Here is a 25,139-nt window from a genome sequence, read left to right as displayed (position 1 = left end):
CCCATAATTATCTTATGATTCTATTTTGTAGGTGAAGAGTACCTAAGGATAAAATACTAATACACAATACATTAATAAAAGCTCTATCTGTAACTTTTTTGTAAACCTCTTTATATAACTTTTATAGTATCATTATATTAATAAATAATAATTAATTAGTTTATCCAATATGTCACCTAAATATACATTATTTACTTCATTATATAATATGAGTTTGTAAAAGTAAAGAATTTTGTACCTTTTGAAGCTAAAGTACGCATAAATATTGTTTTATGTGTTTTTTTGTGCGTTTTTATGCATCGTATATTTTTTAATAAAACTTCTATAAAGTTAGAAATATAGTGAATTTTTTAACTTATTCTAAGTAAAAAGTCACCTTTATAAAAGTGACTTTTAGATTATAATTTTTTTAAATTTGATTATGGTTCTACTAGTATATCATAAAATTCTACAACAATCTCCATTCTGTCAGAATCTTTAGGAGTTAATCCTATACTTTCACAGTTTTCTTTATGTTCTCTTCTCATACTTTCAGGAGCATCTGCATATGTAAATGGTATGGTTGAAACTGTCATAGAAAAAATGTTTCCTGTAACTTTTACATCTTTAGGCAATATATTCAAATCAATGATACTAGTTAAGCTAATCTTTAAAAAAGTAATAGAAGATAATAAGCATAAAATTAATGCTATTAAAATACCATTTTTATATTTTTCATTAAACATATTCATTACTCTTTTTCTAATATCAGATTGTTTATGTAATCCAGCCACAAATTTATTTGAAGTATTTGAACCTCTTCTCATTGCATTTATAATTGTTAAAGCATAGTCTTGTTTTTCTTCTTCACTACGGTTCTTTAAAACTCTCTCATCACAATAAAGTTCACAGTCTAAATCTATATGTTTATCCATTATATATACAAATGGATTAAACCAATATACTATTTTCAAAAATATCATTACATACTTTAGACAAAGGTCTTTACTCTTAAAATGCATAAGCTCATGCCTAAAAATCCAGTCGAGTTCTTTTAAATTATAGTCATGTGGTGGTAAAAGTACACATGAATCAAAAAATGCTGGTGTTTCAACTTCATAAGAATATTTTAATTTTATATCTTTTGTTATATCAAATTCTTTTAATATATCTTTATAAAGATTTATTATTTCTTTATCCTCAACATCATAGGATAAATCATTTATTAAATTTTTAAGTTTTATGTATTTAAATATAGTATAAATTAAATATATTACTACAGTTATAAGCCAAGTATATAATAAAATATTATTCTTTAAATTTGAAATATTATTAAAGCCTTCTAAATTTATATTATTAATATTGATATTTTCTTTGTTTCTCAAGATGTTTATTGTAAATGTATAGTATGTAAAAGGTAACAACAACTTAATAACTATTATCATCCATATGTAATAATTAAATTTTTTACTAAATCTTTTGAATACATTTTTCTTAAAAATCAATATCAGAAAAATACTTAAGCTACTTACTATAGTAGTTCTAAAAATCCCATTTAGAATTAAGTTAGTCATTAATTCTCACCCATCTTATTTTTTAATATTTTATATTTAAGTTTAATTATTTGTTAAATTTTTCATAAAATGTTTTTAAATTTTCAATTTAAATGTTTATTTAATAAAATTATTTTAATATTTATATACATTTAATAGCATATTAAATATATATTATTTCTTGTTTTTATTAGATATTCTTTACTCTTTAATATATCTATTTCTTATTGTTTTGAATTATCATAAGTTATAATAATAAATAATCTTTGTTTAATTATAACTTAGCAAGAATTAGCTCACAATTTTCATTAGTTAATTAAAATAATTATCTATAAATTTTATTTTTAATATTTTATCATAATATTATAAATAACAGTTGAAAAATGTCTTAAATAATTTTGATTCATCTAATTTTTAATGCTTGTACACAATACAATTTTTTTATACCTTGGATAATTATATTTTATTATTTGATATGGATAAATTCCTATACCCATATCATAATTGAGTATCTATAAGAAGGTTTAATTGATGACTCTAGACAATTTAACTATTGCATTAATACATCATTATATTGTATGGGAGTATCTATAATATCAGAATCTTTAGGAATCATGCCCAATGCTTCACAATTTTTTTTATATCTTTCTCTAACTTTTTCAGGAGCATCTGCATATGTAAATGGTAAAGTTAAAACTACTGTACTACCAATAATTTGTGTTTCTTCCATATTTTTAGGTAATACATTTAAATTAACAATACTGGTTGAACTAATTTTCAGAAAAGTAATAGAAGATAATAAGCATAAAGTTAATGCCATTAGAATACCATTTTTATATTTTTCATTAAACATATTCATTACTCTTTTTCTAATATCAGATTGTTTATGTAATCCAGCCACAAATTTATTTGAAATGTTTGAACCTCTTCTCATTGCATTTATAATTGTTAGAGCATAATCTTGTTTTTCTTCTTCACTACGATTCTTTAAAACTCTTTCATCACAATAAAGTTCACAATCTAAATCTATATGTTTGTCCATTATATATACAAATGGATTAAACCAATATACTATTTTCAAAAATATCATTACATACTTTAGACAAAGGTCTTTACTCCTGAAATGCATAAGTTCATGCCTAAAAATCCAATCAAGTTCTTTTAGCTTATAGTCATGTGGTGGTAAAAGTACACATGAATCAAAAAATGCTGGTGTTTCAACTTCATAAGAATATTTTAATTTTATATCTTTTGTTATATTAAATTCTTTTAATATATCTTTATAAAGATTTATTACTTCTTCATCCTCAACATCATAGGATAAATCATTTATTAAGTTTTTAAGTTTTATGTATTTAAAGATATTATAAATTAAATATATTACTACAGTTATAAGCCAAGCATACAATAAGATGCTATTCTTTAAAGTTGAAATATTATTGAATCCCTCTAAATTAATATTATTAATATTGATATTTTCTTTGCTTCTCAAGATGTTTATTGTAAAGGTATAGTATGTAAAGGGCAATAACAGCTTAATAACAACTATCATCCATATGTAATAATTAAATTTTTTACTAAATCTTTTAAATACATTTTTCTTGAAAATCAATATCAGAAGAATACTTAAACTACTTACTATAACAGTTCTAAAAATACCATTTAGAATTGAATTAACCATATATTTTCACCTAACTTATTTATTAGTATTTTGTATTTGAATTTAATTAGCTCTCTAAGTTCTTTCTATGACTTTTTATGTAATAATAAATGTCCATCTTACTTCAATGTGTATTGATTCTATATAAACATGGAGATTTAACTAAAGTTAAACTAGTTTTTGATTTCCTTTACAAAACCTCTTTTATTTAAATCATATTTATTTTAGAAATATATTTATTTTTATTTAATATTTTTTCAATTAAGTTTATAAAACTATTTTTATTTAATTATAGCTTATTCATAATTAGCACGTCAATTGACAAGAATTAGTTTAAGTCATAAATATAGACTCTATCTAAAACCCATTAATATTACATTGTAAATGTTTTGAAAGTAAATAATTTTAATTGCATCAACTTTAGTTTTATTGCTTCTAATTGTATTTAATTTTTTTCATAAGTTACACTAATATGTTCTACAAAATAAAAAATGACCCAAATCACTTTGAGTCATATAACTTTTAAGGACTGTACATAGTACAGCCCTTTTTATATATTAAATAATTATATCCTATTATTTATTAAGAGTAAATTCTAGTACCATCCTCTTAATTTCATAGCTTCAGCAACTCTCTTAATTGAATGCATATAAGCAGCTTCTCTCATTGTAACATTGTACTCTTCTTTGATTTTCCAAATAGATTCAAATGCTTTAACCATAGCTACTTCTTCTTTTTGCTCTACTTCTTCTTCTGACCAGTAGTATCCATATAAGTTTTGTACCCACTCGAAGTAAGAAACTGTAACTCCACCAGCATTAGTTAATATGTCTGGAGTAAGAACTATTCCTCTTTCAGCAAATACTTCATCAGCCTCTGGAGTAGTTGGTCCATTAGCAGCTTCACAAACTAATTTAGCTTTTATAGATTCAGCAACTTCTTTAGTTATAGAGTTTTCTAATGCAGCTGGTATTACTATATCAACATCTGAAGCCCAGAACTCTTCTAAAGATATTCTCTTAGCTCCTGGGAAGTTTAATAAGTTACCATGCTCTTTCATATGATCTAACATAGCTTGACCATCTAAACCATTTTCATTGTATATAGCATAAGAACCTTCTGATTTACACCATTCAGCCATAGCTACAACAGTACCACCAAGTTTTTCACAGTTAAGAACTGTGTAAGAACCAACGTTTCCTATACCTTGAACAGCTAATTTAGCTTTTTTCATATCTATTCCTAATTTAGCAGCAGCTTCTCTTGCAGTTACAGCAACACCAAATCCAGTAGCAGCTGTTCTTCCTAAAGAACCACCAAATTCAACTGGTTTACCAGTTAAAACACCTATAGCACTTTGTCCAGTTAATTTATTATATTCATCAACCATCCAAGACATTATTTGTCCATTAGTGTTTACGTCTGGTGCAGGAACGTCAACTTTTTCACCTATTAATTTATATATTCCATCTATGTATCCTCTACTTAATCTTTCTAATTCACCTTGAGATAAAGTTGATGGATCTACTATTATTCCACCTTTACCTCCACCATATGGTATACCTGTTACAGAACATTTGAAAGTCATCCATATAGATAAAGCTTTTACTTCGTCTCTTGAAACATTTGGATGGAATCTTATTCCACCTTTTGTTGGCCCTACTGCATCATTATGTTGTGATCTAAATCCTTTAAAAGTTTTTATAGAACCGTCATCCATTTTTACTGGAATTGAAACCTCAATAACTCTCATAGGTTCTTTTAATAATTCATAAACTGCTGGTTCCATACCTAATTTATCACATGCATTTTTTACTTGAGATTGCGCCATCTCGAAGACATTTACATCTTTTCCTGACATTTGAAAGCCCCCTTATAAATACGTTATAATTATGTATACTCCATTTAGAAAAACCATTTCCTAAATTTACAGTTTAATTATAGCACACTTTATTGCAAATTAGTATATCATTTTTTCAGTTTATTTTTTAACATGGGAGGAAGTTTATTTTTTTAATTTTATGAATGTTAATATCTATTTTTTGTACATTAACTAAAGTCATTCTCTCAATAGACTTTTTTATTATCTGTTGCATACTTTCAATTTTTTTTATAATTTCTAAATCATTGATATTTATACTTACAAAAATATTCATAAAATTATTGCAATTCTCTATATTGATTTTATTTATTCTATCAATGCTTCCAAAGTTGTACACTTCATATTCAATTATTTGTTTAATTACATCTGCATCAATATAAACTTTGCCAATATAACTAAAAGTAGGTCTTATAATTGTCTTTTCTAAAACGACCATATTTATATTATTTCCTTTTCTAAAAAGCCTTTTTAATGGATTTATACTAAGACCACTTGTCATATTTTTTATTTCAACTGCTGGAACAGGAATTACATGATTTCCTTCTTTTCTAGATTGTTTTGCTATTGCTATTTCATATTTAGTACTTATATCTTGAATATTTATAAATTTATAAACTTTTCCGATTGATAATCTATCTACAATCTGATTAATCATTTTTTTTGAAGTTCCTATAACAAGAATCTTATTTATATTTTCCTTCTCTATTACCTCTCTAACCTTCTGCCGATGTTCTAAATTATAAAAAATAGCTCTTTTAACTGCCTCAACAGTAGTCTTTGCTTGTTTTGCTGATATACCTGCTAAAACTTTATTTCTATATATTAAAATACCATCATCAATTATATAATCTATGTCATTTTCATATGCAAACTCTAGTGCCTTATAACTTTTTCCTGTACCACTTGACCCAACTAAAGCATATACTTCCATTTGATATCTCCTTTATTAAATAGTTTCAGACTAATTGCTTCAAAACTTTATTATTAATTAAAGTTATTATATCACTACTAATTGAATATTATATCCAATACTAAAATTTATAAAATAAATAAAATACTAAAAGATAAGATTCCTTTATAAAGTAAAAAGTTGATTCAACGAAAAATCAACAAAAAAAATTTTACTTTTTAAAAAAAAGGAATATAATATACTTTAAAGCAAGGAAAACTTACTGGATTTACATTAAAAGGAGCTGGTAATATGAACATTACAAAAAATTTTTTAAAAGACTATTTAGAAAAATTTAATGAAACACCATTTCTAGTTAGGCTTAAAGATGGGGAAGAATTTCTAGTTGGAGATAGCTCTCCTCAATTTAAAGTTATTGTAAATAATGATATTAGCAAATCTGAATTATTAAAAAGTACATCTTTAGCACTTGGAGAGGCCTATATAAATAGAGACATTGAAATTGAAGGAGATTTATTTTTAACCTTAAACCTACTTCTAAAACAAATAGACAAATTTAGTATTGATAACTCAGCTGTAAAACATTTGCTACATTCATCTAATTCGATGAGACATCAAAAGAAGGAAATACACGCTCATTATGACATTGGAAATGATTTTTATAGTTTATGGCTAGACAAAACACTTAGTTATTCTTGTGCATATTTTAAATATGATAATGATAATCTTTACGAGGCTCAGGTTAATAAAGTTCATCACATATTAACTAAACTAAATTTAGAAGAAGGTATGAGTCTTCTTGATATTGGTTGTGGATGGGGATTTCTATTAATAGAAGCTGCAAAAAAATATAAAATTCATGGTGTGGGAATTACACTTAGCGAAGAACAATTTAAAGAGTTTAATACTAGAATTAAAGAAGAGAATCTTCAAGATTACCTTGAAGTAAAACTTATGGACTATCGAGAACTTAAAGAATCAAACCTTACATTTGATAGAGTTGTTAGCGTTGGTATGCTTGAACATGTTGGCAGAGAAAACTATGAACTTTTTATTAAAAATGTAAATGCTGTCCTAAAAGATAGTGGATTATTTTTGCTTCACTATATAAGTGGCTTAAAAGAATCTTATGGAGACCCTTGGATAAAAAAATATATTTTCCCAGGTGGAGTTATCCCTAGCTTAAGAGAAATGATACATATTTGTAGCGATTATAACTATCATACTATAGATGTTGAAAGTTTAAGATTACATTATGTAAAAACTTTATTATCTTGGCATGAAAATTTCTATGATAATCTTCCTAAGATTAAAGAAATGTTTGATGATAAATTTATAAGAATGTGGGATTTATATCTTTGTTCTTGTGCTGCTGCTTTTAATACTGGCATTATAGATATACATCAAATACTTTTCACTAAAGGCATAAAAAATGATTTACCTCTAACTAGAGATTACATGTATTCTTGTTCAAAATAGATATTTTTATAAATTAATCAAATTTTGAACTTAATTATAAAAATAGAGCTATCTTTAAGTAAAGATTTTTATAAAGTAAAAATTCTCTATATTAAAATAGCTCTATTTATTATATTCTTATAAGCTTCTATTCAGCTATGTATTATACACTATAACAAAACTCTCCATTTTCTTTTATGTTAAAGAAGTCTGCATAACACACATCAAATATCCTATTTTCTAAATCAGATATTTCAACCTTATTTTTTATCAAATAAGTTAATACACCTACATATGAAATATCTCCTTGTATAACTGCTCCATAGATTATATTATCTTTAAAAATAAACTTTTTATAACAATCATTTCCATGTCTAGTTAATACTTTATAACTATCATCTACAGGTGTATTCATGCCTATAGAAATGGTTGGTATATCCATAAAATTCATACTATTTTTAAAAGCAAATTCATCTTCTACCTTTTTATCTTTTCCAACCATATTGTGTGCAGCTATAATTCCTTGTTTTACAGCTATAGGCCAGATAGCATTTTTACCTACAACATCCCCTGCTGCATAGATATCTTTTTGCGTTGTTTGGCATCTATCATCTATTATTATGCCTCTATCATATTCTATTCCTGTTTCATCTAAAAAGTCAGCATTAGGTTTCACTCCTGTAGCTACGATTACCATGTCTGCATCAAGAATTTCTCCATTTGAAAATGCAACGCCTTTAACATCTTTACTATCATCTAAAACAATTTCTTGTATTGATGCACTTGGATAAAATTTTACGCCTTTTTCTTTAAATTTATTTTCGTATACTGATGCTGTATATTCATCTAATTGTCTATCTAGAATATATTTTTCCATAAAGGCCACTGAAATATCCAGCTGTTCATATTTAAATAGACCAATTAAAGCATCTATTCCAACTAATCCTGCCCCTATTATAACAACTTTCTTTGATTTTTCTGCCTTCTCTTTTATTTTATAAATATCATCTATGTTTCTTACAGAGTATACAAAATTTCCTTCTCTTAAATTCTTTATAGGAGGAATAGCAGAAGATGCACCTGTAGCTATTAAAAGCTTATCATAATTTACAGCGATGTCTTCCATTTGAACTAGTTTTTTATCTGTATCTATTCCTTTAACCGTTTTACCTGAAATCCAGTTTATGTTGTTTTTCTCCATAAAGTCTTCATCAACAAAGTTTATTTGCTTTAAAGTTCTGTGTTCAGATATAACATGATGTAGCATACATCTTGAGTATATATTTTCATCTTTAGAAATTACCACTATATTAGAATCTTTATCTAATTCTCTCAATGTTTTTGCTGCATTTATACCAGCAGCACTAGCCCCTAACACTACATAATTCATCATTTTCCTCCTTCTGTAATTCAATTGCACCACTTGGACAATTAGCTACACATCTAGGATATTCTTCATCTTTACATAAATCACATTTAAGTATGTTTTGCTTGCTTCTATCATCTGGTTTTAATAATCCATATGGACAAGACATTACACACATATAACATGAACCACATTTTTCTTCATCATATGAAACGATTCCACTCTGACTATCTTTATGCATTGCACCACTCATACATGCTAAAGCACATTCTGGCTCATCACAGTGTCTGCAAAGAATTGGAACTGGATTATTATGTTTGCTATCTAGTTCTATATGCCCTCTACTATCATTATCTACATTTTCTAAATCAAGAGTATACATGTTATAATCTTTATTATGCTTTAACATACAAGCTAATACACAACTTTTACAGCCTGTACATAAATCTTTATTTATAAAAATTCTATGCATTACATTCCACATCCTTTAACCCTAAATTTTTTCTTCTGTCTATTATTATTTGTTCTAATTGATCAGCTGAAGATTTAGGATCTGGATTCACTATAACATGTCCTCCTGTTAAGTCTTTTAATTTTTCTGTTAATACCTCTGTTACTAACTTTCCTCCTGTTATAAATGGAGGTAATGCTAAATGAAGAGGTAAACCAAGAGCAAGTCCAAAAGCTCCATCAGCTAATGCTTGTTCTTCCAACCATTGTGGAGCTGAAAGCACTAATGGTAATTGTGGTAAATCTATTCCAAGCTCAGCCGCTAACTCTGTTGCTACTATTTCAAGTCTACCTATAGCTAAACATGGCCCGAAATTTAATACTGGTGGTATTCCTAAAGTCTTACATACTTCTTTTAAGTTTTCCCCTGCTAATTCTTCTGCTCCAGGTGACATAAGACCAACATTTTCTAATCCTCCAGTAGAACATCCTGCTGAAAGTACTATAATATCTTTTTTAATTAACTCCTTAGTCAATTCAACAGTATTTATATCATGACCTCCTGCTGTCATATTTGAACATCCTACAACAGCTGCAACCCCTTTAATTTTTCCTTCTGCAATTAAATTAATAAGAGGTTTCCATGAATCTCCTAAAAATGCTTTTAAATTCTTTTCACTTACACCAGTTAAAGACTGCTCAAATCCATGGTCTTTTGGTATATCTATTTCAACACTTCCTCTTCTCTCCTTATAAGATTCTAGTGATTTTTGTATTAATGAATTACTAAGTTCATCTAAATTACTTCTATCTAATTCTATATATTCTGCATTTGCTTTTTTAGCAACATCATCTAAGCAAACCATTTTTACTTTATACTTATCTGCTATTGGCTCAAGTCCAGGTATAGTACAGTTAAATTCAGAAAGAACTATATCTATTGCTCCAGTTGATAAAACAGCTTCACTTGTAAAGTTATTACCCGCATGACCAGCAAATACTTCTTGATAATGTTCTCCTCTTAATTGTAAGTCTTGACCAACACATGTACATCCTACTAACTTAAATCCTTTTGCCCCAACAGATTGAGCTAACTTTATAACATCTTCATCTTTTAATCTATCTTGGAAATTTGCAAATGTTGAATGTTGATGACCTGTTATCATTATATTTATGTAGTCTGGATCTATTACATTAAATCCTACAGGAGCCATTCTTATAACTGGTTCTCCTAACATAACATCATTTAAAAGATTCGTTAGAGTAAGACCATATAACCCTGTTGATATTCCTAAATTTAAACAGTTAACTAACATGTCTACTGGGTCACTGTTTAAGTTTGTTGATGATTTTACTATTGCATCAAATACTTCTGATTTTGCACCACCAGGCATTATGCCTAACTCTTTCCATTTTTTTACTCTAGGTGCATAAGCTATTTTTTCTACTAATTCCATCTTGTCATCTCTTGATTTATATAAATCATTTATAACTTTATCAGCTACTTTTATACATTTATCGTATTTTTCATCACTTTCTATTCCAAACATCTCTGCTAATTGATTTAATGTTTTTTCTCCCTTAATAACACCTTTAGTTATTCCAACATTTTTTAAATTCTTAGCTGTATTTTCTACCACATGTAAATAACAAGCTGCTCCTGATGCTACTGCTCTTAAAAAGTTTCTTGCTACTATAGTATCTGCATCTGCTCCACATACACCTCTTGGTGATTTTGGAGTTACTCTACATGGTCCATTTGAACAGAGTCTACAACAGACTCCTTGAAGTCCAAAACCACATTTAACCTTTTGATCTTCTGTTCTATGAAATGCTGTTTCAACATCCTTTGAAGCTACAAAACTTTCTAATTTCTTGTCCGCACTTTCGCACATTTTACAAGTGTTACAAGCCATTACAAATTCCCCCTTATATTTTTATATTAAAAAAGTAGATTTGATAGTATTATAGCAATTGACTATAATTTAACTATTAAAATCTACTTATTTAATACCACGTTTTCCCAACTTTAAAACAAAATATAAATTATTAAAATAAATATATATATTTATTTTTTTTTACACTTTTAATTATTTAAATCTTTACTTATTTTTTCTAGCTTATTTAAAACTCTACCTTTCTCACTTCCATCTAGTACTTTTGGTTGATAATTATTCCTAGAACTACTAGATGTTATTGCTGTTGGTATTATATTTGGCTCTTTAATTGAAGATAGTTTATTATCTGAGAAGGTAAAAGTTTGTTGATATATATAGCTATCTGTATCAGAAGGATTCTTATTTCCTCCAAAACAAAAATTTCCTAAACTGTAAGCTATATACTTATCTTTATACTTTTCTATACCTTGAACTACATGAGGATGAGAACCTATAACCAGGTCTGCACCCTTATCTATTGCATAATGAGCAAAATCTTTTTGTTTTTTATCTGGATAATATTCCAGTTCTATTCCCCAGTGAAAATAAACCATAACAACATCTGACTTCTCTTTTATGGCTTTAATATCATCTTCCATTTGTTTTAAGTTTTTTTCATTGTATTCAGTTGACAATCCATTATATCCCAATAAACCTACTTTAATTCCATTAACATCTATTACTGCGTCTTTACCTAAACCAAAATAATTTATCTTATTTTCATCCAGTATGAACTTTGTATCTTTCATACCTTCCTCAAAATAATCCTCTGAATGGTTATTTGCAACACTTACTGCTTCTACACTTCCAGACTTCAAAATGTTTATATATTCTGGTTTGCCTTTAAATGCAAACTTCTTCTCTTTCGCCTTTGATGCATTAGTAAGAGGACCTTCTAAATTAACTACTGTTAAATCATCTTTTTCAAATATAGATTTTACATTTTTAAGAAAATAATCATTATCTTTTCCTTGTCTTTCAAATTCATGGTCGAAACTACCATAGTATGATGAACCTTTATAGTTTCCCATAGTTACATCACCAGCAAAACTTATAGTTATATCTTGTTTTACAGGCTCTCTTTTTTGTTCTTCAACCTGACTTTGATTATTATTAGAATCTTTTTTAATGTTATTTTCCTTCTCAGAATTATTAGAACACCCTACTACAAATAACAATAAACTCATAATACATATGTAAACTAACTTATTTTTCATGTTAAATCTCCTTTAAAGCAACAAATTCTTAATAAAATATACTCTTTTAAAAGTATAACATTTTTAAATGTACTCCATACATAACTTTTAAACTTTAATTTTATTTTTAAGGTAAACTTCTCTAAGATAAATAAAAATATAAGCAGATTAAACTTTATTGTAAAACTTTAAAATAAGAATATCATAATAAAGTTTTTGTTGTAGAATTAATTTAATTGTTATATTCAATAATATTTGTTATAATGTTATTGAATTACAATACATATAAAAGGGAGGATTTCAAAATGGCATATAAAATTACTGACGCTTGTATAAGCTGTGGTGCTTGTGAGGCTGAATGCCCTGTTAGCTGTATATCAGCTGGAGACGACGCATATGTTATAGATGCTGGTTCTTGTATAGACTGTGGTTCTTGTGCAGGAGCTTGTCCTGTAGATGCACCTCAACCAGAATAATAATTGGTTATTCATAAAGAGACTGGCTTAATTTGATTTTATCAATATTAATCAGTCTCTTTTATTTATAGCTTAATTGTATTTTATATTTTAGAATGATACTCTGATATATAAATAAATCAGTTTTAAATTATTCGTTAAATATGACTCATTTCTAAGCTATTAATTTTAATATCACCTATATACCATATTCTATTTTCACAAGTTATATCTTGTTTTGCATCAAAAAAATTCAAATATAATCTATGAATATTACTATAAGTTTCTTTACATATGTTTATTTCTCAAGTCCACAGGATTCTTATTTTCTACTTTTCTATAAATAGCATATAATATGGAGTTAAATATAAATCTAATATTTTTAAAAACTATTTTATATATTCAATACTCTTATACTTTATTTCTAAAAATATACACCGTACTCTCATTACTCAAAACCTGATTTTTTATTATTTTAAAATATTTTTTAGTTTATTTGTTTTAGTTTTTTCAATAAAAAGGCATTGAACAGATATGTTATTATTTAAATATGTGTATTATCACAAGCTTATCTATTACAGGATGCTTATTTTGTATACTAAAAAGAGAGGCTCTATTGCATGATCTTTAAAACCATTTTGGAGCACTCTCTTCTTTATCCAATACCACATTCATATTCTTGTTCATTTAAAAAACTATAATAATATTTTCCAGTATTTATAAGTTCCTCATGAGTTCCCTCCTCTACAGATTTTCCGTCCTTGATGACATATATCTTGTCTACATTTTTTATTGTCGATAGTCTATGTGCTATAATTATAGTTGTTTTATTTTTCAAAAACTCATTTATATTTTTTAATATATCTCTTTGTGATATATTGTCCAATGCTGATGTTGCTTCATCAAATATCAATATTTTAGAATTGCTTAGCAACGCTCTTGCAATAGATATTTTCTGTTTCTGTCCCCCAGATAGTTTTACACCTTTCTCTCCAACTATAGTTTCAAAACTATTCTCAAGGTTGCTTATAAAATCATACACATCGATTTTTTTACAGATATACTCTACATCGTTTTTAGATATATTTTTATTCCCTAAAGTTAAATTGTTGAAAATTGTATCATCAAATAATAGTAAGTCTTGAGTTATAACAGATATCTGTTTTCTTATATCCACTAAATTATAATCCTTTAAATCAACATCATCTACTTTTATACTTCCTTTATCAATATCCCAAAGTCTAAATATCAACCTAGCTATTGTAGATTTACCACATCCGCTAGATCCAACTAATGCAGTTGTTTTTCCATTTTTAAACTCTAAAGTTAGATTATCTATAGTCTTAATCTCATTATCATAGGAAAATTCAACATTCTTAAATTCGATATTGCCTACAAAATTTTCTTTACACCTATTTCCATTATTATTTTGTTTTATAATTACTGGTTCATCCAATGCATTAAATATCCTATCTATGGAGACTGATGCCTGTTGAATTCTAGTATTAGACTTAATTATACTTGTGCAAGGCATAATCAGCATACTTGTATATTGTTGAAATGCAATAAGTTCCCCTATACTCATTTCCCCCTTTATTATTTTTATTCCTCCATAACAATAAATTGATATTGTTATTAAACTGCTCAATATCATTGCTATTGAAATATTTGTTGAAATTATTGTATTGAGCCTTATCCATTTATCTACTATTCCTTTTTCTTTTTTTACATATGTTCTAAAAAACTTTAATACTGATTTTGATATCACTATATTCATCATATTAGAAACATATTCTTGAACTAAGTTTGACACATCTCCTGAATCTGTTCTTATTTCTTTTGTCTTAAGTGCTATTTTTTTTGTAAATTTCGATTGACTAAATATTATTACTATCTGAATTACTAAAACTATAAGTAATAAATCAAATCTAATATTAACTAAAAATACTAATGCCGAAAAAGCTGTTATAACATTTACAATCAAAGAAAATATCATTTCTATCCCAAAATTCTCAACTATAAATATGTCATTTTCTAATATGGTTAATATATTTCCAGATTTTATATTTGTGTAATAGTTGCCAGATAGTTTTGATAGATGTTTTAGTAGCTTTAATTTTAGATTTATTGTTATTCTTTTTTTCATCTTTGAATATATATATTGTAGAGCTATTTCAGATAATGCCACGGTTATCTTTATTACAGAAAATACTATAACAAGCTTTATCAGCAATTCTACATTCCCTAGTTGTATAGCATCATCTAATATAATTTTTATCACTTGAGGAATTACTAAATCCAAAGCAGATATTGTCAATACGATAATAAATGCCATCATAATAACAACTCTATTATTTTTAAAAACCATTCTTAGAAATTTCTTTATATTTTTTTTATTTTTCAAAAGTTTACCTCCCAAGCATCTAAACATAACAAAACTTCATAAATAAAATATTATTCACACTTGTCCATTTATATTTAACTCAACAAGTTTTGTTAGAGTATGTACTGACACAAAGTCATATCTTGAGACATTTATGTATTCAATTTTTATATTAAATTTCTCTTCCATTTTTCTTATTACACTGAAACAATTATGATCATTTAAACCAACTCTATTACTAAACAAATTATAATCATATATATCTTCACTCTTATTATCTATTTTTAATACTTCTTTCAAAGTTTCCTTTACACTTTTTAAAATATAATTATTACTGTCATATGGTTCAACTTTATTATCATAATATCTTTTACTTGATAATAAGTCACTCTCAGACCATCTATTTTTTAATGCTAAAGATTCAAGTTCTTCATTCAAACCTTCCAATTCTATTTTGGGATATTTTGACATAACCTTAGCTATTTTTCCTGTTAATCTAGCTGTAGCTTGGCTGTTGCTTTTCCCAAATAATTGATATGAGTTATTTAAACTACAACTTAAATAAGAATTGTTGTCTATTACACATTGTATGTCATAATCCTTATTGTACCAAAATGAATCCTTATTCTCTAAGATAAATCCTTTTACTCCTATTACATTATCAAATATACATGGATAACTTGATTTATATCTATTTGCAAGTGAGCTTACTATTATTTTCCCATTTAAAAATAATTCTTTACATATACTATATAAATCACTTTGAAATTTATTTTCCTTTATTGATAAGCTTAAATTTATCAACCTTATATCTGTTTTCAATATAAATTTTAATGCTTCTTCAAGAACTTGTATATTGCTTCTTCCTTGACTATCCAATATTTTAATTGCAAATATATCTATATCTTTAAATTCTTTTTTTATTAGAGATGCACAAGCACTCCCATGACCATTATCATCACTGTATTCATCTCCAATTAATATATTTTTATCATTTAATATAAATGACCTTCCTCCAATTATATTTTCTTTTAAATAGTCATGTTTAATATCTATTCCAGTATCTAATATTGCTACTTTCACTCTGCTCATTGTAAAATCACCTATTCTTTTATTTTCCCATCAATTATAGAAATAACTCTATCTGAAATTTTGGCAATATTATTATCATGAGTTACAAGAAGTAATGTTTTATTAAGCCTTTTAGTAGACATCTTTAAAAGATCTATAACTATATCGCTATTTTTACTGTCTAGATTTCCTGTAGGTTCATCTGCTAATATAATGCTTGGAGATGTAGATAATGCTCGTCCTATAGCAACTCTTTGCTGTTGACCCCCAGATAACTGACTTGGAAGGGATTTCCTCTTATCTTTAAGCCCAAGCATATCTATTAATTCGTTTATATAATTCTCATCAACTTTTTCTTTTCCCATTAACAGTGGAAGTTTAATATTTTCTTCAACTGTAAGTATTGGGATTAGATTATACTGTTGAAATACAAAACCAATTTTTTTCCTTCTATATTCTGACATAGTTATATCTGAAAATATATTTATATCCTTATTATCAACAATTATTTTTCCAGAAGTAGCTCTCTCAATACCTCCTAATAAATAAAGCAATGTGCTTTTTCCACTTCCACTTGGACCCATTATTGATACAAATTCGCCTTTATCAATTTCAATATTTATATTTCTTAGAACTTCAACTCTTGATTCCTTTCTCCCATATATCTTGCACAAGTCTATTGTTTTTAATATATTCATTTTTCCTCCTGTAACTTTATTCTACTCCATTTATACATTCAACCACACGTTTGCTTTTAATTTGCTTGAATTGCAAATGAGCAGTTACAGCTCCTATAATTATATTTACTGCTGTAATTAATATATAATCCCAATATAGTAGGCTAAATTCTATTCCTAAACTTGATACTCCACTATTGAGATATATTCTTTTCTGCAAAATACATGATAATATAACGGTAACTAAACTTGACAATACTCCATAAGATATACCTTCATATACTATCATTTTATTTAAAATCTTTTGATTTGCTCCTATTGCTATTAATATTCCAAATTCATTGATTCTTGAGATTATGCTATATCCTATATTATTTATCACATTTATAATAGTAATTATAAAAATTATAAATACTATTCCTGTATTATAAATTTTGATTTTTTTATTTAATATCTCAACATCTTGTTTCTGCTTCACTATATTTGTCAATATTATTCTTTTAGCATTTGATTTTGATATGATTTTTGATATTTTATCTTCTATATTTTTATCATCTGCGCCTCTATCTAAGTTGATATTAACAGAATAATAATCATTTATACCTGTGCTAGCTTTAAATGTTTCCTGGTCGACAATAACATCCACGCTATTACTAGTTGTATTATACGCTTCATGCATATAATCATATGATACTATAGCTCCAACTTTAAATTGTTTATATACATATTCTGAATCGTAATCAGTTAATTTATAATACTTATCATCTATAATATTATCTTTCCTAAATTTTATACTAATTTCGTCACCAGGTTTTATATCTACAACACTTTTTCCATTTACTTGTGGAACAGGATTTTTTCCATTTATTTGAGGGATATATACAATAGCCAAATTATTTTCTTTAATTTTATTTATATCTATATTTCCTTCTATAATATAATCTTTCAATCTATTAAGAGCATTATCATTATATCCTCTAAAGTTGTTCTTTAAAATAGTCTCTTTTATTAATTTATCATTCATCAAATACTCTTTTTTAGGAGTATCTTTATTATAATAATTTAAATCATTAAAATAATCTTTATTCAAAATTTTTATATTATTCATTATTAACTTTGAATATGTAACTTGAGATGACTCTATATTTTTTACACCTTCAATTTTTTCTATCTCTTCTAAAATACTTTCATTTATTCCACTACTCTTATTATCATTGTATATATTCATCATAAAATCAGAATTCATATGTAAATTAGAAAAATAAACTGGATATCTCTTCTCTTTTAGATACCCATTATAGTTCAATAGAACAAACATAGTTCCACAAATACACATAGAAAGGATTATCATAAAAAAAGTTTTTTTATTTCTAAATATATTTTTAAGAGAAATTGCCTTAGAAAATTCTACAAACCTATTAAAGAAACTAAAACTAACAAAATTTCTTTCAAATACATTATCATTGCTTCTTTTTATCAAACTTATAATAGTATTGTTCATAATATTCCTACAAGTTAAAAAAGCTATTAATATTATAATAACTCCAATTGATAAGATTGATAAAATTATTATGTCTGCTGGAAAAATCAAACCTATTTTTATGATTTCACCATTTAATATAAATTTTGTATTTATATTTTCACCTAATTTATAAAAAATTTTAGCTCCTAAATATCCTGTTATTATACCTATAGGTATCGAAATAAAATATAAAATTCTTAGTTCTTGTAATATAACTTTAAACATGCCATTTCTATTAGTTCCTATTGCTCTTAATACACCATATTCTCCCATTCTGTTATATATAGATATATTGAATATTCCATATATAACAATTCCACATATTAAACTTACTACTAAAACTATTTTAAACTTATTATAAATTTCTTTATTTTCTGATGTTTCTAAACCTATTAAATCATTATGAGGTCTGATATTTTCCTTAGGGATGGAATTTTCTTTTGCTATTTTATTTATTTCATTGTTTATATCAATATTATTTTTAAATGCTATATATGTATTTATTTTATCCATATTATACAAATCAAGTGGTAACATTAGTTCCATATTAGCAATTGCCTTATGACTCTCTCTATCTTTAATAATACCAACTATCTTGAATTTTTCTTTTTTAAATCCTTTTTTATCATCTTTAACTTTCAACTCAATTTCTTGATTAATGTCAGGTTTAATACTTAAATTTTTCAATACCCAACTTTCAGCAATCATTTCATTTTTTTTATTTGGAAATCTTCCTTTTATTATTTCGGAGTCGCTTTTTATATAATCTTCGTTTACTAAAGTGAGCTCAACTAATTGCTTTTCTTCTTTTGATGTTGAAGCATTGTATACTTTCAAACCCATGTTAGCTATATTAGCTTTATCTTCAATCCTTTTAATCTGTTTTTTATTCAAATCACTAAATATTACATGATAAATTCCTTGAGTATACCTCATATTTTGTATTTCTGCATATCTTGTTGTCTCTAATAAACTTCCGATACCAACAATGAGAGCTATAGAAAGTATCATGCTTAGTACTATTGATATAGATCTTTTTCTATACATTTTTATATATTTTTTACTTAAATTAAAACAATCTTTATTCATTCAGCATCATGTCCTCCTTATGTCTCATATAATTAATATCATTTTGCATTTGATAAAAGTAATCATCTTATATAAAGATGATTACTTTTGTCATTTAAAATTTAATTTTACCAATATTGACTTCCAAAATATGCTGGTTTATCGTCAGCTGTACAGTCATCCCAACAAGGTGCATAATAATTACCATCTGGATCTGCTTGTGTTGAGCAATCTCTACTTTGAGATAAAACTTCTACCTCTTGTTTGTCCTGTATTTTTTCTACCTTTAACATATACATTTCCCCCTTTTATAAATTTATAATTTATCTTAAAATACTATGTGTATTTCAAAATCATAGCTATCAAATTTATCTATATAAAGATATTTTTTATATTAAATTTATATCTCATTTTCTCCATAGCACATTGCATAGGAGGTGGTAAAAGATAATCTCCTGTAATTATTTTATTAATTATCTTACATCTAGCTCCATCACAGTACTGGTATAAATCGCATCCATTACACTCTGGATTTATCTTTTTAGAATAGCTCAATATTTTTTCTAGTTTATTTTCGTCCATCCCATCCTTCAAATTCCCTATACAAAATTCATTAATACCAACTGATAAAATACAAGGATATAAGTTTCCATCAGGATCTATATCAAAGCCTGACCTTCCTCCAACACAACAGCTTTTTTTAAAGTGTAAATCTTTATCAAGTATACTGACCACTACATTTTCTTTGTGTTCTAAATATTCTTTCAATTTTTTAACTTGAGCTTGTAATATATATAATGATTCCTCATCCCAATTTTTATCAAATAAATTTGGAGCTGGCACTATACATTTAAAGCCACCTTCAATCAGAAATTTAACATCTTCATATAAAGTTCTAACACTTTTACTATCAAATGTAGTTCTTATTCTCATATTAGGAATATATTTAAGTATTTCATTTGCATTTCTTAATACTATATGATGAGTTCCATTCCCATTTTTAAACTGTCTGTTCATATCATGTGTTTCCCTAGCTCCATCAATGCTGAAAGTTATATTTTTAATATCTTTTATAATAAACTCTTTTATTTTTCTATTCATAATTGTTCCATTTGTAGTAGTTGCAAATGAAATATTTATACGGTTTTCATCCACTTGTCTTCTAAAACAATTTACTATATATTCAATTATTTCAAATGCTAAAAATGGTTCTCCTCCATGTATTGAAACTATTAATTCATTTGTATTTAATTTTTTAATGTAGTTCAACGTATAATTTATAGCCTTATCAATAACATTTTTAGACATGTATTTTTTAGCTTTATCCTGGCCCTCATAGCAATAATTACACTTCAAATTACAGTCATTAGTTACCCAAAATTTAACTATCACAACAAACCTTCTCTCCCCAAATTTCTTCAAATAATATTGGTCTGATTTTTTTACACCTTTTTTCAAAAACTCTTTCATTCTTAATTATTCTTTTAAATTCAGACATACAAGACCAGCAAAATAAACTAACTTCACAATTAATACAGTTTGATTGACTAATGTTATACAATTTGCTATTATCATATTTATTAGTTGTATCTTCTAAATTTTTGATTTCATTTAAATTACCTAGTCTATATTCTGACTTCATAAAAGATGGACAAGGATATATATCTCCATTGTATGTTATGAAAACTTCTCTTTTAGCTGCAGCGCAACTGAAAAATTTAATAGGTCTTCTGCTTTCTCTCTTTAAAAATTTGTCTGGAATCTTAAATTCTGAATCATTAGTTGTCAAAAATATTTCCTTACTATCTTTACCTCTTCCAATACTCATAAATCTTCTTATAATAGCTTTTGTTTTTAGTTTATCGCTTAATTCTCTGAACTTCTCTTCTATGTATTCATTTTTATCACCTGTTACTATAGATAAACTTATTTGATGAAATCCATTGTTTTGTAGAAGTTTTACACTTTCAATAACCTTGTTAAAAATACCTTTTCCTCTTATAATTGAACATGTTTTTTCATCATATCCATCTAAACTTATATCAATTTGAGATGCACATTCAGCTAATATTTCTACATTTTCATTATTTATAAGAGTCCCATTAGTTGATATTATTATTTTTCCTTTGTAATGATCTTTTAAATATTTTAATAGTTCTATGAAATCATTTCTAATCATAGGCTCCCCACCACTTAACATTATTCTTTCTGGATTCCATAAAATTAATTTGTCTAATATATCTTTCAATTCAGAAGTTGTTAAGTCTTCCTTTGTACTATTTTTCATACTATCTGCATCTATTCCACAATGGATACAATTTAAATTACATTTATGTGTCATCTCAACTGAAGCTATTTTATTAGTGAACTCTGGTTTATTTTTTCCATCATCAAGTATTCCCATAAAAATTAGCTTTTTATATAGATTTTCAATATAATTCTTGTCCTCATCATCATACAGATTTAATTTTAATTCTTCTAATGAGATTTTATTCTCTATAGATGAATCCAATATATTGAAAACTTCTTGTGATATCCTTATCCATTGACCAGTTTTTGTATTCCCTAATACAACTTTATTGTTATATATAATTTTTTTACTATACTGACTAAATTCATATGTCATAATATCACCCTTTCAATAATTTAAAATTTTTTAAACTTATAAATGTTTGTTGGTACTTTTGATTGATATAATGTCTAAGCACAAGTTGAATTTGCTGATAGAAATATAATTTTGCCACTGCTAATTTACCAATATTTCTTATATATCATATTTGATAATTTTTTCATACTTTAAAATTCTCCACATTACTTTAAATGCCTAAGATTAACATTATAAAAATCCACATTATTGCTGATGATATATAAAAAGAATATTTATAAATTCGCTTTATATTTATACCTACAATAATAAAAAATAAAGATACAACCAATACATAAGTGCAAATTTTACAATTCTCATCGTTTATTGAGTTATTATAAAGCAAAATAGATGTTATCTTTTCAGCACATAATTTAATATTTTTTCTTCTCAATTAAATTATTTTTATGCTTAAAAGATAACATCTATTATTAACTATTTCAATATCTATGCCCTAACAGGTCAATTTAAAGCCCCAACAGGTATTTTTCTACATATTTTTTAACAGATTTTTCTACACTGTTTATACCTATTCCATGTGCAAACTCTTTTTTTTATTTCTTTTTGTATACTATCATCATCTATTTTTTTACATGCTTCTATTGCATTGTCACTTATATTAGAAATATTAAACTAACAATAATTCTCATAAATAATTTTATATTTATAGAAGTACTTATAACATTTGACATGTTCACATAATTAAAAATAGCGCACAAAGACATAAGTATTAAAAAGGAAATTAGTACAAACATTTTGTTTTTCTAATGTAAAAAATTTCATCTAATAAAAATTTAAATACCAAACATTCTATTACTATTGTCAAAATATCTATTGTATTGTCAGAATAAGTCATTCTCTAACATAGCGTCTCCTCCAATACATAAGATAACTTATCTTTTAATTTCTTTAATTATGCTTACTTACAGGTATATTATCACTATAAATTGAAATCACACCTTTTTTTAAATACTCAATCTGCTTTAGATTGACTAAAAAGCTTTTATGACATCTAAAAAAATTATGAGTTTCTAATTCTAGCTCCATTTTCCAATACTTTTCCTAATCTTGTAGTCCTTATATCTAGTATGTATTGTTAAATTTTTTCTATCAATTTCTATGTATGTGTTATATCATTAATAAAAATTTTATTTATTTCTCCATTATTTGTAACTACTATAAATTTTTGCAAATTCTCTCTTATCTTTTTAAGACAATTTAAAAGATAAGTCTCTAGTTCATCATCACATATAACTATTTTATACATAAAAAGTTTCTCTCCCCTTATTTCAATCTATAAACTAATCTTAATAATAATTATGCACAAATTATATATACTTTTTTAAATTTAAGTTATTCTATATCATAAATATTTTTCAAAACAAAAATGCTATCTAATAACGTTAAAAATTTAAGTATCCATTTAAATTTTTTGCTTAATGTTAAAAATATAGCATCTTATCTTTTATACATAATTTTAAATTTTTTTATTAATCTTCTTCATAAAACCTTTCATATTTACTAAAACAATCAAGACATACTTTTTTTGTATTTTGAATTCTTATATATTGCTCAGGTGCAAACTCTCCACACACTTCACATTTAAGAGACTTAAATATTCTTGCCTTTTCTGGAAGTCTTAATTTTGTGTCTGTAATTTCAAATATATCTTCAAATTCACTTTCCAATAAGTATTTTTTATACCCTTCTCTATCCATATCAAATGGTTTTGACTTTACATATATTCTTATAGACTTTCCATTTTCCCTATTAAAAAAATGGTATACTGATTTCCCTGTCATTCTAAGCAGCAAATTCCCTTTACCCATTGTACAACTTAATACAACTTGTATACCATCTATTCCACATGCATCATTTTCAGAAATACATACAATTTCCTCATCTCCTGATTGTTTACATCCTAAATATTCTCTTGCTGCAAGTGCCGCTTTAAATCCTATAGCTAAACCTGGACATTCATGACCATGAAATTCAATTGCTTTTTTCCATAATTCCTCCACAAAACTCACGCTCCCTAATATTATTTATTTGCATACATTATTTAAACTTTTATCCTAATATTTTAAAAAGCCAGATGATTTAATATTAAATCTTCTGACTTTCTCAATACTCTTCATAGTTACTTATTATTAATATGTTTAAGTTGTCTACTTTCCTTCTTTCATCAAATATGATAAAGTAAATAAGCTTTCTGTTAGGTTTACATTTTCAACTATAACACCTTTCGGAACTTCTAAATCTAATGGTGCAAAATTCCATACACCTTTTATTCCAGCTTTTACAACTCTATTAATAACTTCTTGTGCTCCATTTTTAGGTATACATAATACAGCAATATCTATATCATTGTTTTTTATAAACTCTTCTAAAGTGTCTGAATCTAACACTTCAAATTCTCTTATCTTTAAACCTATCATTCTAGGATTTGCATCAAATAAAGCTTTTATCTCGAACCCAGCTTTTCTAAATCCTGCATAATTGGCTATAGCTTGTCCTAAGTTACCTGCTCCTACAAGAACTGCATTATATGGTCGGTCTAATCCAAGTATTTTACCTATCTCAGTATGAAGGGCCTCTACATTATAACCATACCCTTGTTGTCCAAATCCACCAAAGTTGTTCAAATCTTGTCTTATTTGAGAAGCAGTAAAACCTATTATATCACTCAATTCTTTAGAAGATATTCTTTGTATATCCCTATCTAATAAGTCTCCAAGATATCTATGATATTTTGGGAGCCTTCTTATAACTGCCATTGATATATTTTTATTTCCCAACATTTTCACCTCCTAAAAGTGTCCTCTTTTTTGTTTGATTCACAATAAAATATTTCTTTTTCAAAACTAATACATATAACCTTGATTATATTATATCAAAACATTATAATTTTAGATAGTTCAAGGAGGT

At 26.1% G+C, this 25,139-nt stretch carries 21 protein-coding genes; 2 read left to right on the top strand and 19 right to left on the bottom strand.

The window, feature by feature from the left end:
- Positions 1–419: 419 nt before the first annotated feature.
- From IC213_RS11745 to IC213_RS11730, 4 genes are all read right to left on the bottom strand, one after another.
- On the bottom strand, positions 420–1,553 hold the full coding sequence (locus IC213_RS11745) for a M56 family metallopeptidase (protein ID WP_227824861.1): 1,134 nt from the start codon (positions 1,551–1,553) through the stop codon (positions 420–422).
- A 529-nt stretch (positions 1,554–2,082) separates the two neighbouring features.
- Positions 2,083–3,213 carry a M56 family metallopeptidase gene (locus IC213_RS11740; protein ID WP_227831438.1) on the bottom strand — a complete coding sequence of 377 codons (1,131 nt, stop codon included), beginning with the start codon at positions 3,211–3,213 and terminating at the stop codon, positions 2,083–2,085.
- A 574-nt stretch (positions 3,214–3,787) separates the two neighbouring features.
- Positions 3,788–5,053 (bottom strand): Glu/Leu/Phe/Val family dehydrogenase, encoded by a 1,266-nt coding sequence (gene gluD / locus IC213_RS11735; protein ID WP_227434603.1) that lies wholly within the window; start codon positions 5,051–5,053, stop codon positions 3,788–3,790.
- 127 nt (positions 5,054–5,180) lie between these two features.
- On the bottom strand, positions 5,181–6,005 hold the full coding sequence (locus IC213_RS11730) for an ATP-binding protein (RefSeq protein ID WP_227863098.1): 825 nt from the start codon (positions 6,003–6,005) through the stop codon (positions 5,181–5,183).
- 270 nt (positions 6,006–6,275) lie between these two features.
- On the opposite strand from IC213_RS11730, the gene IC213_RS11725 reads away from it, so the two are divergent.
- Complete coding sequence (locus IC213_RS11725; protein WP_227824863.1) at positions 6,276–7,463, top strand: SAM-dependent methyltransferase; 1,188 nt, start codon at positions 6,276–6,278, stop codon at positions 7,461–7,463.
- A 142-nt stretch (positions 7,464–7,605) separates the two neighbouring features.
- On the opposite strand, the gene IC213_RS11720 is transcribed toward IC213_RS11725, so the two are convergent.
- From IC213_RS11720 to IC213_RS11705, 4 genes are all read right to left on the bottom strand, one after another.
- Positions 7,606–8,832: an NAD(P)/FAD-dependent oxidoreductase gene (locus IC213_RS11720; RefSeq protein ID WP_227434600.1), complete on the bottom strand. Its 1,227-nt coding sequence runs from the start codon at positions 8,830–8,832 to the stop codon at positions 7,606–7,608.
- Positions 8,807–9,280, bottom strand: a complete 474-nt coding sequence (locus IC213_RS11715; protein WP_227434599.1) for a 4Fe-4S dicluster domain-containing protein — start codon at positions 9,278–9,280, stop codon at positions 8,807–8,809. Before IC213_RS11715 ends, IC213_RS11720 begins: the two co-directional genes overlap by 26 nt.
- Positions 9,273–11,174: an anaerobic carbon-monoxide dehydrogenase catalytic subunit gene (gene cooS / locus IC213_RS11710; RefSeq protein WP_227434598.1), complete on the bottom strand. Its 1,902-nt coding sequence runs from the start codon at positions 11,172–11,174 to the stop codon at positions 9,273–9,275. Before cooS ends, IC213_RS11715 begins: the two co-directional genes overlap by 8 nt.
- A 170-nt stretch (positions 11,175–11,344) precedes the next feature.
- On the bottom strand, positions 11,345–12,412 hold the full coding sequence (locus tag IC213_RS11705) for a CapA family protein (protein ID WP_227434597.1): 1,068 nt from the start codon (positions 12,410–12,412) through the stop codon (positions 11,345–11,347).
- A 284-nt stretch (positions 12,413–12,696) separates the two neighbouring features.
- Between IC213_RS11705 and IC213_RS11700 the strand changes: the two genes are divergently transcribed.
- The gene (locus IC213_RS11700) at positions 12,697–12,867 is read left to right on the top strand and encodes a DUF362 domain-containing protein (RefSeq protein WP_009888017.1); all 171 of its coding nucleotides are present in this window, start codon (positions 12,697–12,699) and stop codon (positions 12,865–12,867) included.
- A 634-nt stretch (positions 12,868–13,501) separates the two neighbouring features.
- On the opposite strand, the gene IC213_RS11695 is transcribed toward IC213_RS11700, so the two are convergent.
- From IC213_RS11695 to IC213_RS11645, 11 genes are all read right to left on the bottom strand, one after another.
- Complete coding sequence (locus IC213_RS11695; protein WP_227834955.1) at positions 13,502–15,250, bottom strand: ABC transporter ATP-binding protein; 1,749 nt, start codon at positions 15,248–15,250, stop codon at positions 13,502–13,504.
- Positions 15,251–15,304: 54 nt separating this feature from the next.
- Positions 15,305–16,321 carry a S8 family serine peptidase gene (locus tag IC213_RS11690; RefSeq protein WP_227824865.1) on the bottom strand — a complete coding sequence of 339 codons (1,017 nt, stop codon included), beginning with the start codon at positions 16,319–16,321 and terminating at the stop codon, positions 15,305–15,307.
- Positions 16,322–16,332: 11 nt separating this feature from the next.
- On the bottom strand, positions 16,333–16,998 hold the full coding sequence (locus tag IC213_RS11685; protein WP_227434593.1) for an ABC transporter ATP-binding protein: 666 nt from the start codon (positions 16,996–16,998) through the stop codon (positions 16,333–16,335).
- Positions 16,999–17,014: 16 nt separating this feature from the next.
- Positions 17,015–19,588, bottom strand: a complete 2,574-nt coding sequence (locus IC213_RS11680; RefSeq protein ID WP_227834957.1) for an ABC transporter permease — start codon at positions 19,586–19,588, stop codon at positions 17,015–17,017.
- 107 nt (positions 19,589–19,695) lie between these two features.
- Complete coding sequence (locus tag IC213_RS11675; protein WP_153885192.1) at positions 19,696–19,860, bottom strand: hypothetical protein; 165 nt, start codon at positions 19,858–19,860, stop codon at positions 19,696–19,698.
- 79 nt (positions 19,861–19,939) lie between these two features.
- Positions 19,940–20,959, bottom strand: a complete 1,020-nt coding sequence (locus tag IC213_RS11670; RefSeq protein WP_227824868.1) for a radical SAM/SPASM domain-containing protein — start codon at positions 20,957–20,959, stop codon at positions 19,940–19,942.
- On the bottom strand, positions 20,949–22,193 hold the full coding sequence (locus IC213_RS11665) for a radical SAM/SPASM domain-containing protein (RefSeq protein WP_227824869.1): 1,245 nt from the start codon (positions 22,191–22,193) through the stop codon (positions 20,949–20,951). Before IC213_RS11665 ends, IC213_RS11670 begins: the two co-directional genes overlap by 11 nt.
- Positions 22,194–23,120: 927 nt before the next feature.
- Positions 23,121–23,258: a LytTR family transcriptional regulator DNA-binding domain-containing protein gene (locus IC213_RS11660; RefSeq protein WP_227824870.1), complete on the bottom strand. Its 138-nt coding sequence runs from the start codon at positions 23,256–23,258 to the stop codon at positions 23,121–23,123.
- Positions 23,259–23,328: 70 nt separating this feature from the next.
- Complete coding sequence (locus IC213_RS11655; protein WP_227434588.1) at positions 23,329–23,478, bottom strand: hypothetical protein; 150 nt, start codon at positions 23,476–23,478, stop codon at positions 23,329–23,331.
- Between the two features lie 223 nt (positions 23,479–23,701).
- The gene (locus IC213_RS11650) at positions 23,702–24,232 is read right to left on the bottom strand and encodes an FmdE family protein (RefSeq protein ID WP_413926674.1); all 531 of its coding nucleotides are present in this window, start codon (positions 24,230–24,232) and stop codon (positions 23,702–23,704) included.
- Between the two features lie 147 nt (positions 24,233–24,379).
- On the bottom strand, positions 24,380–25,012 hold the full coding sequence (locus tag IC213_RS11645; protein ID WP_227434586.1) for a redox-sensing transcriptional repressor Rex: 633 nt from the start codon (positions 25,010–25,012) through the stop codon (positions 24,380–24,382).
- Positions 25,013–25,139 lie beyond the last annotated feature (127 nt).

Origin of the sequence: Clostridioides sp. ES-S-0049-02 (genome assembly GCF_020658465.1) — a bacterium.
Lineage (GTDB): Bacteria > Bacillota > Clostridia > Peptostreptococcales > Peptostreptococcaceae > Clostridioides.
This window is presented reverse-complemented; position numbering and strand designations above follow the sequence as displayed.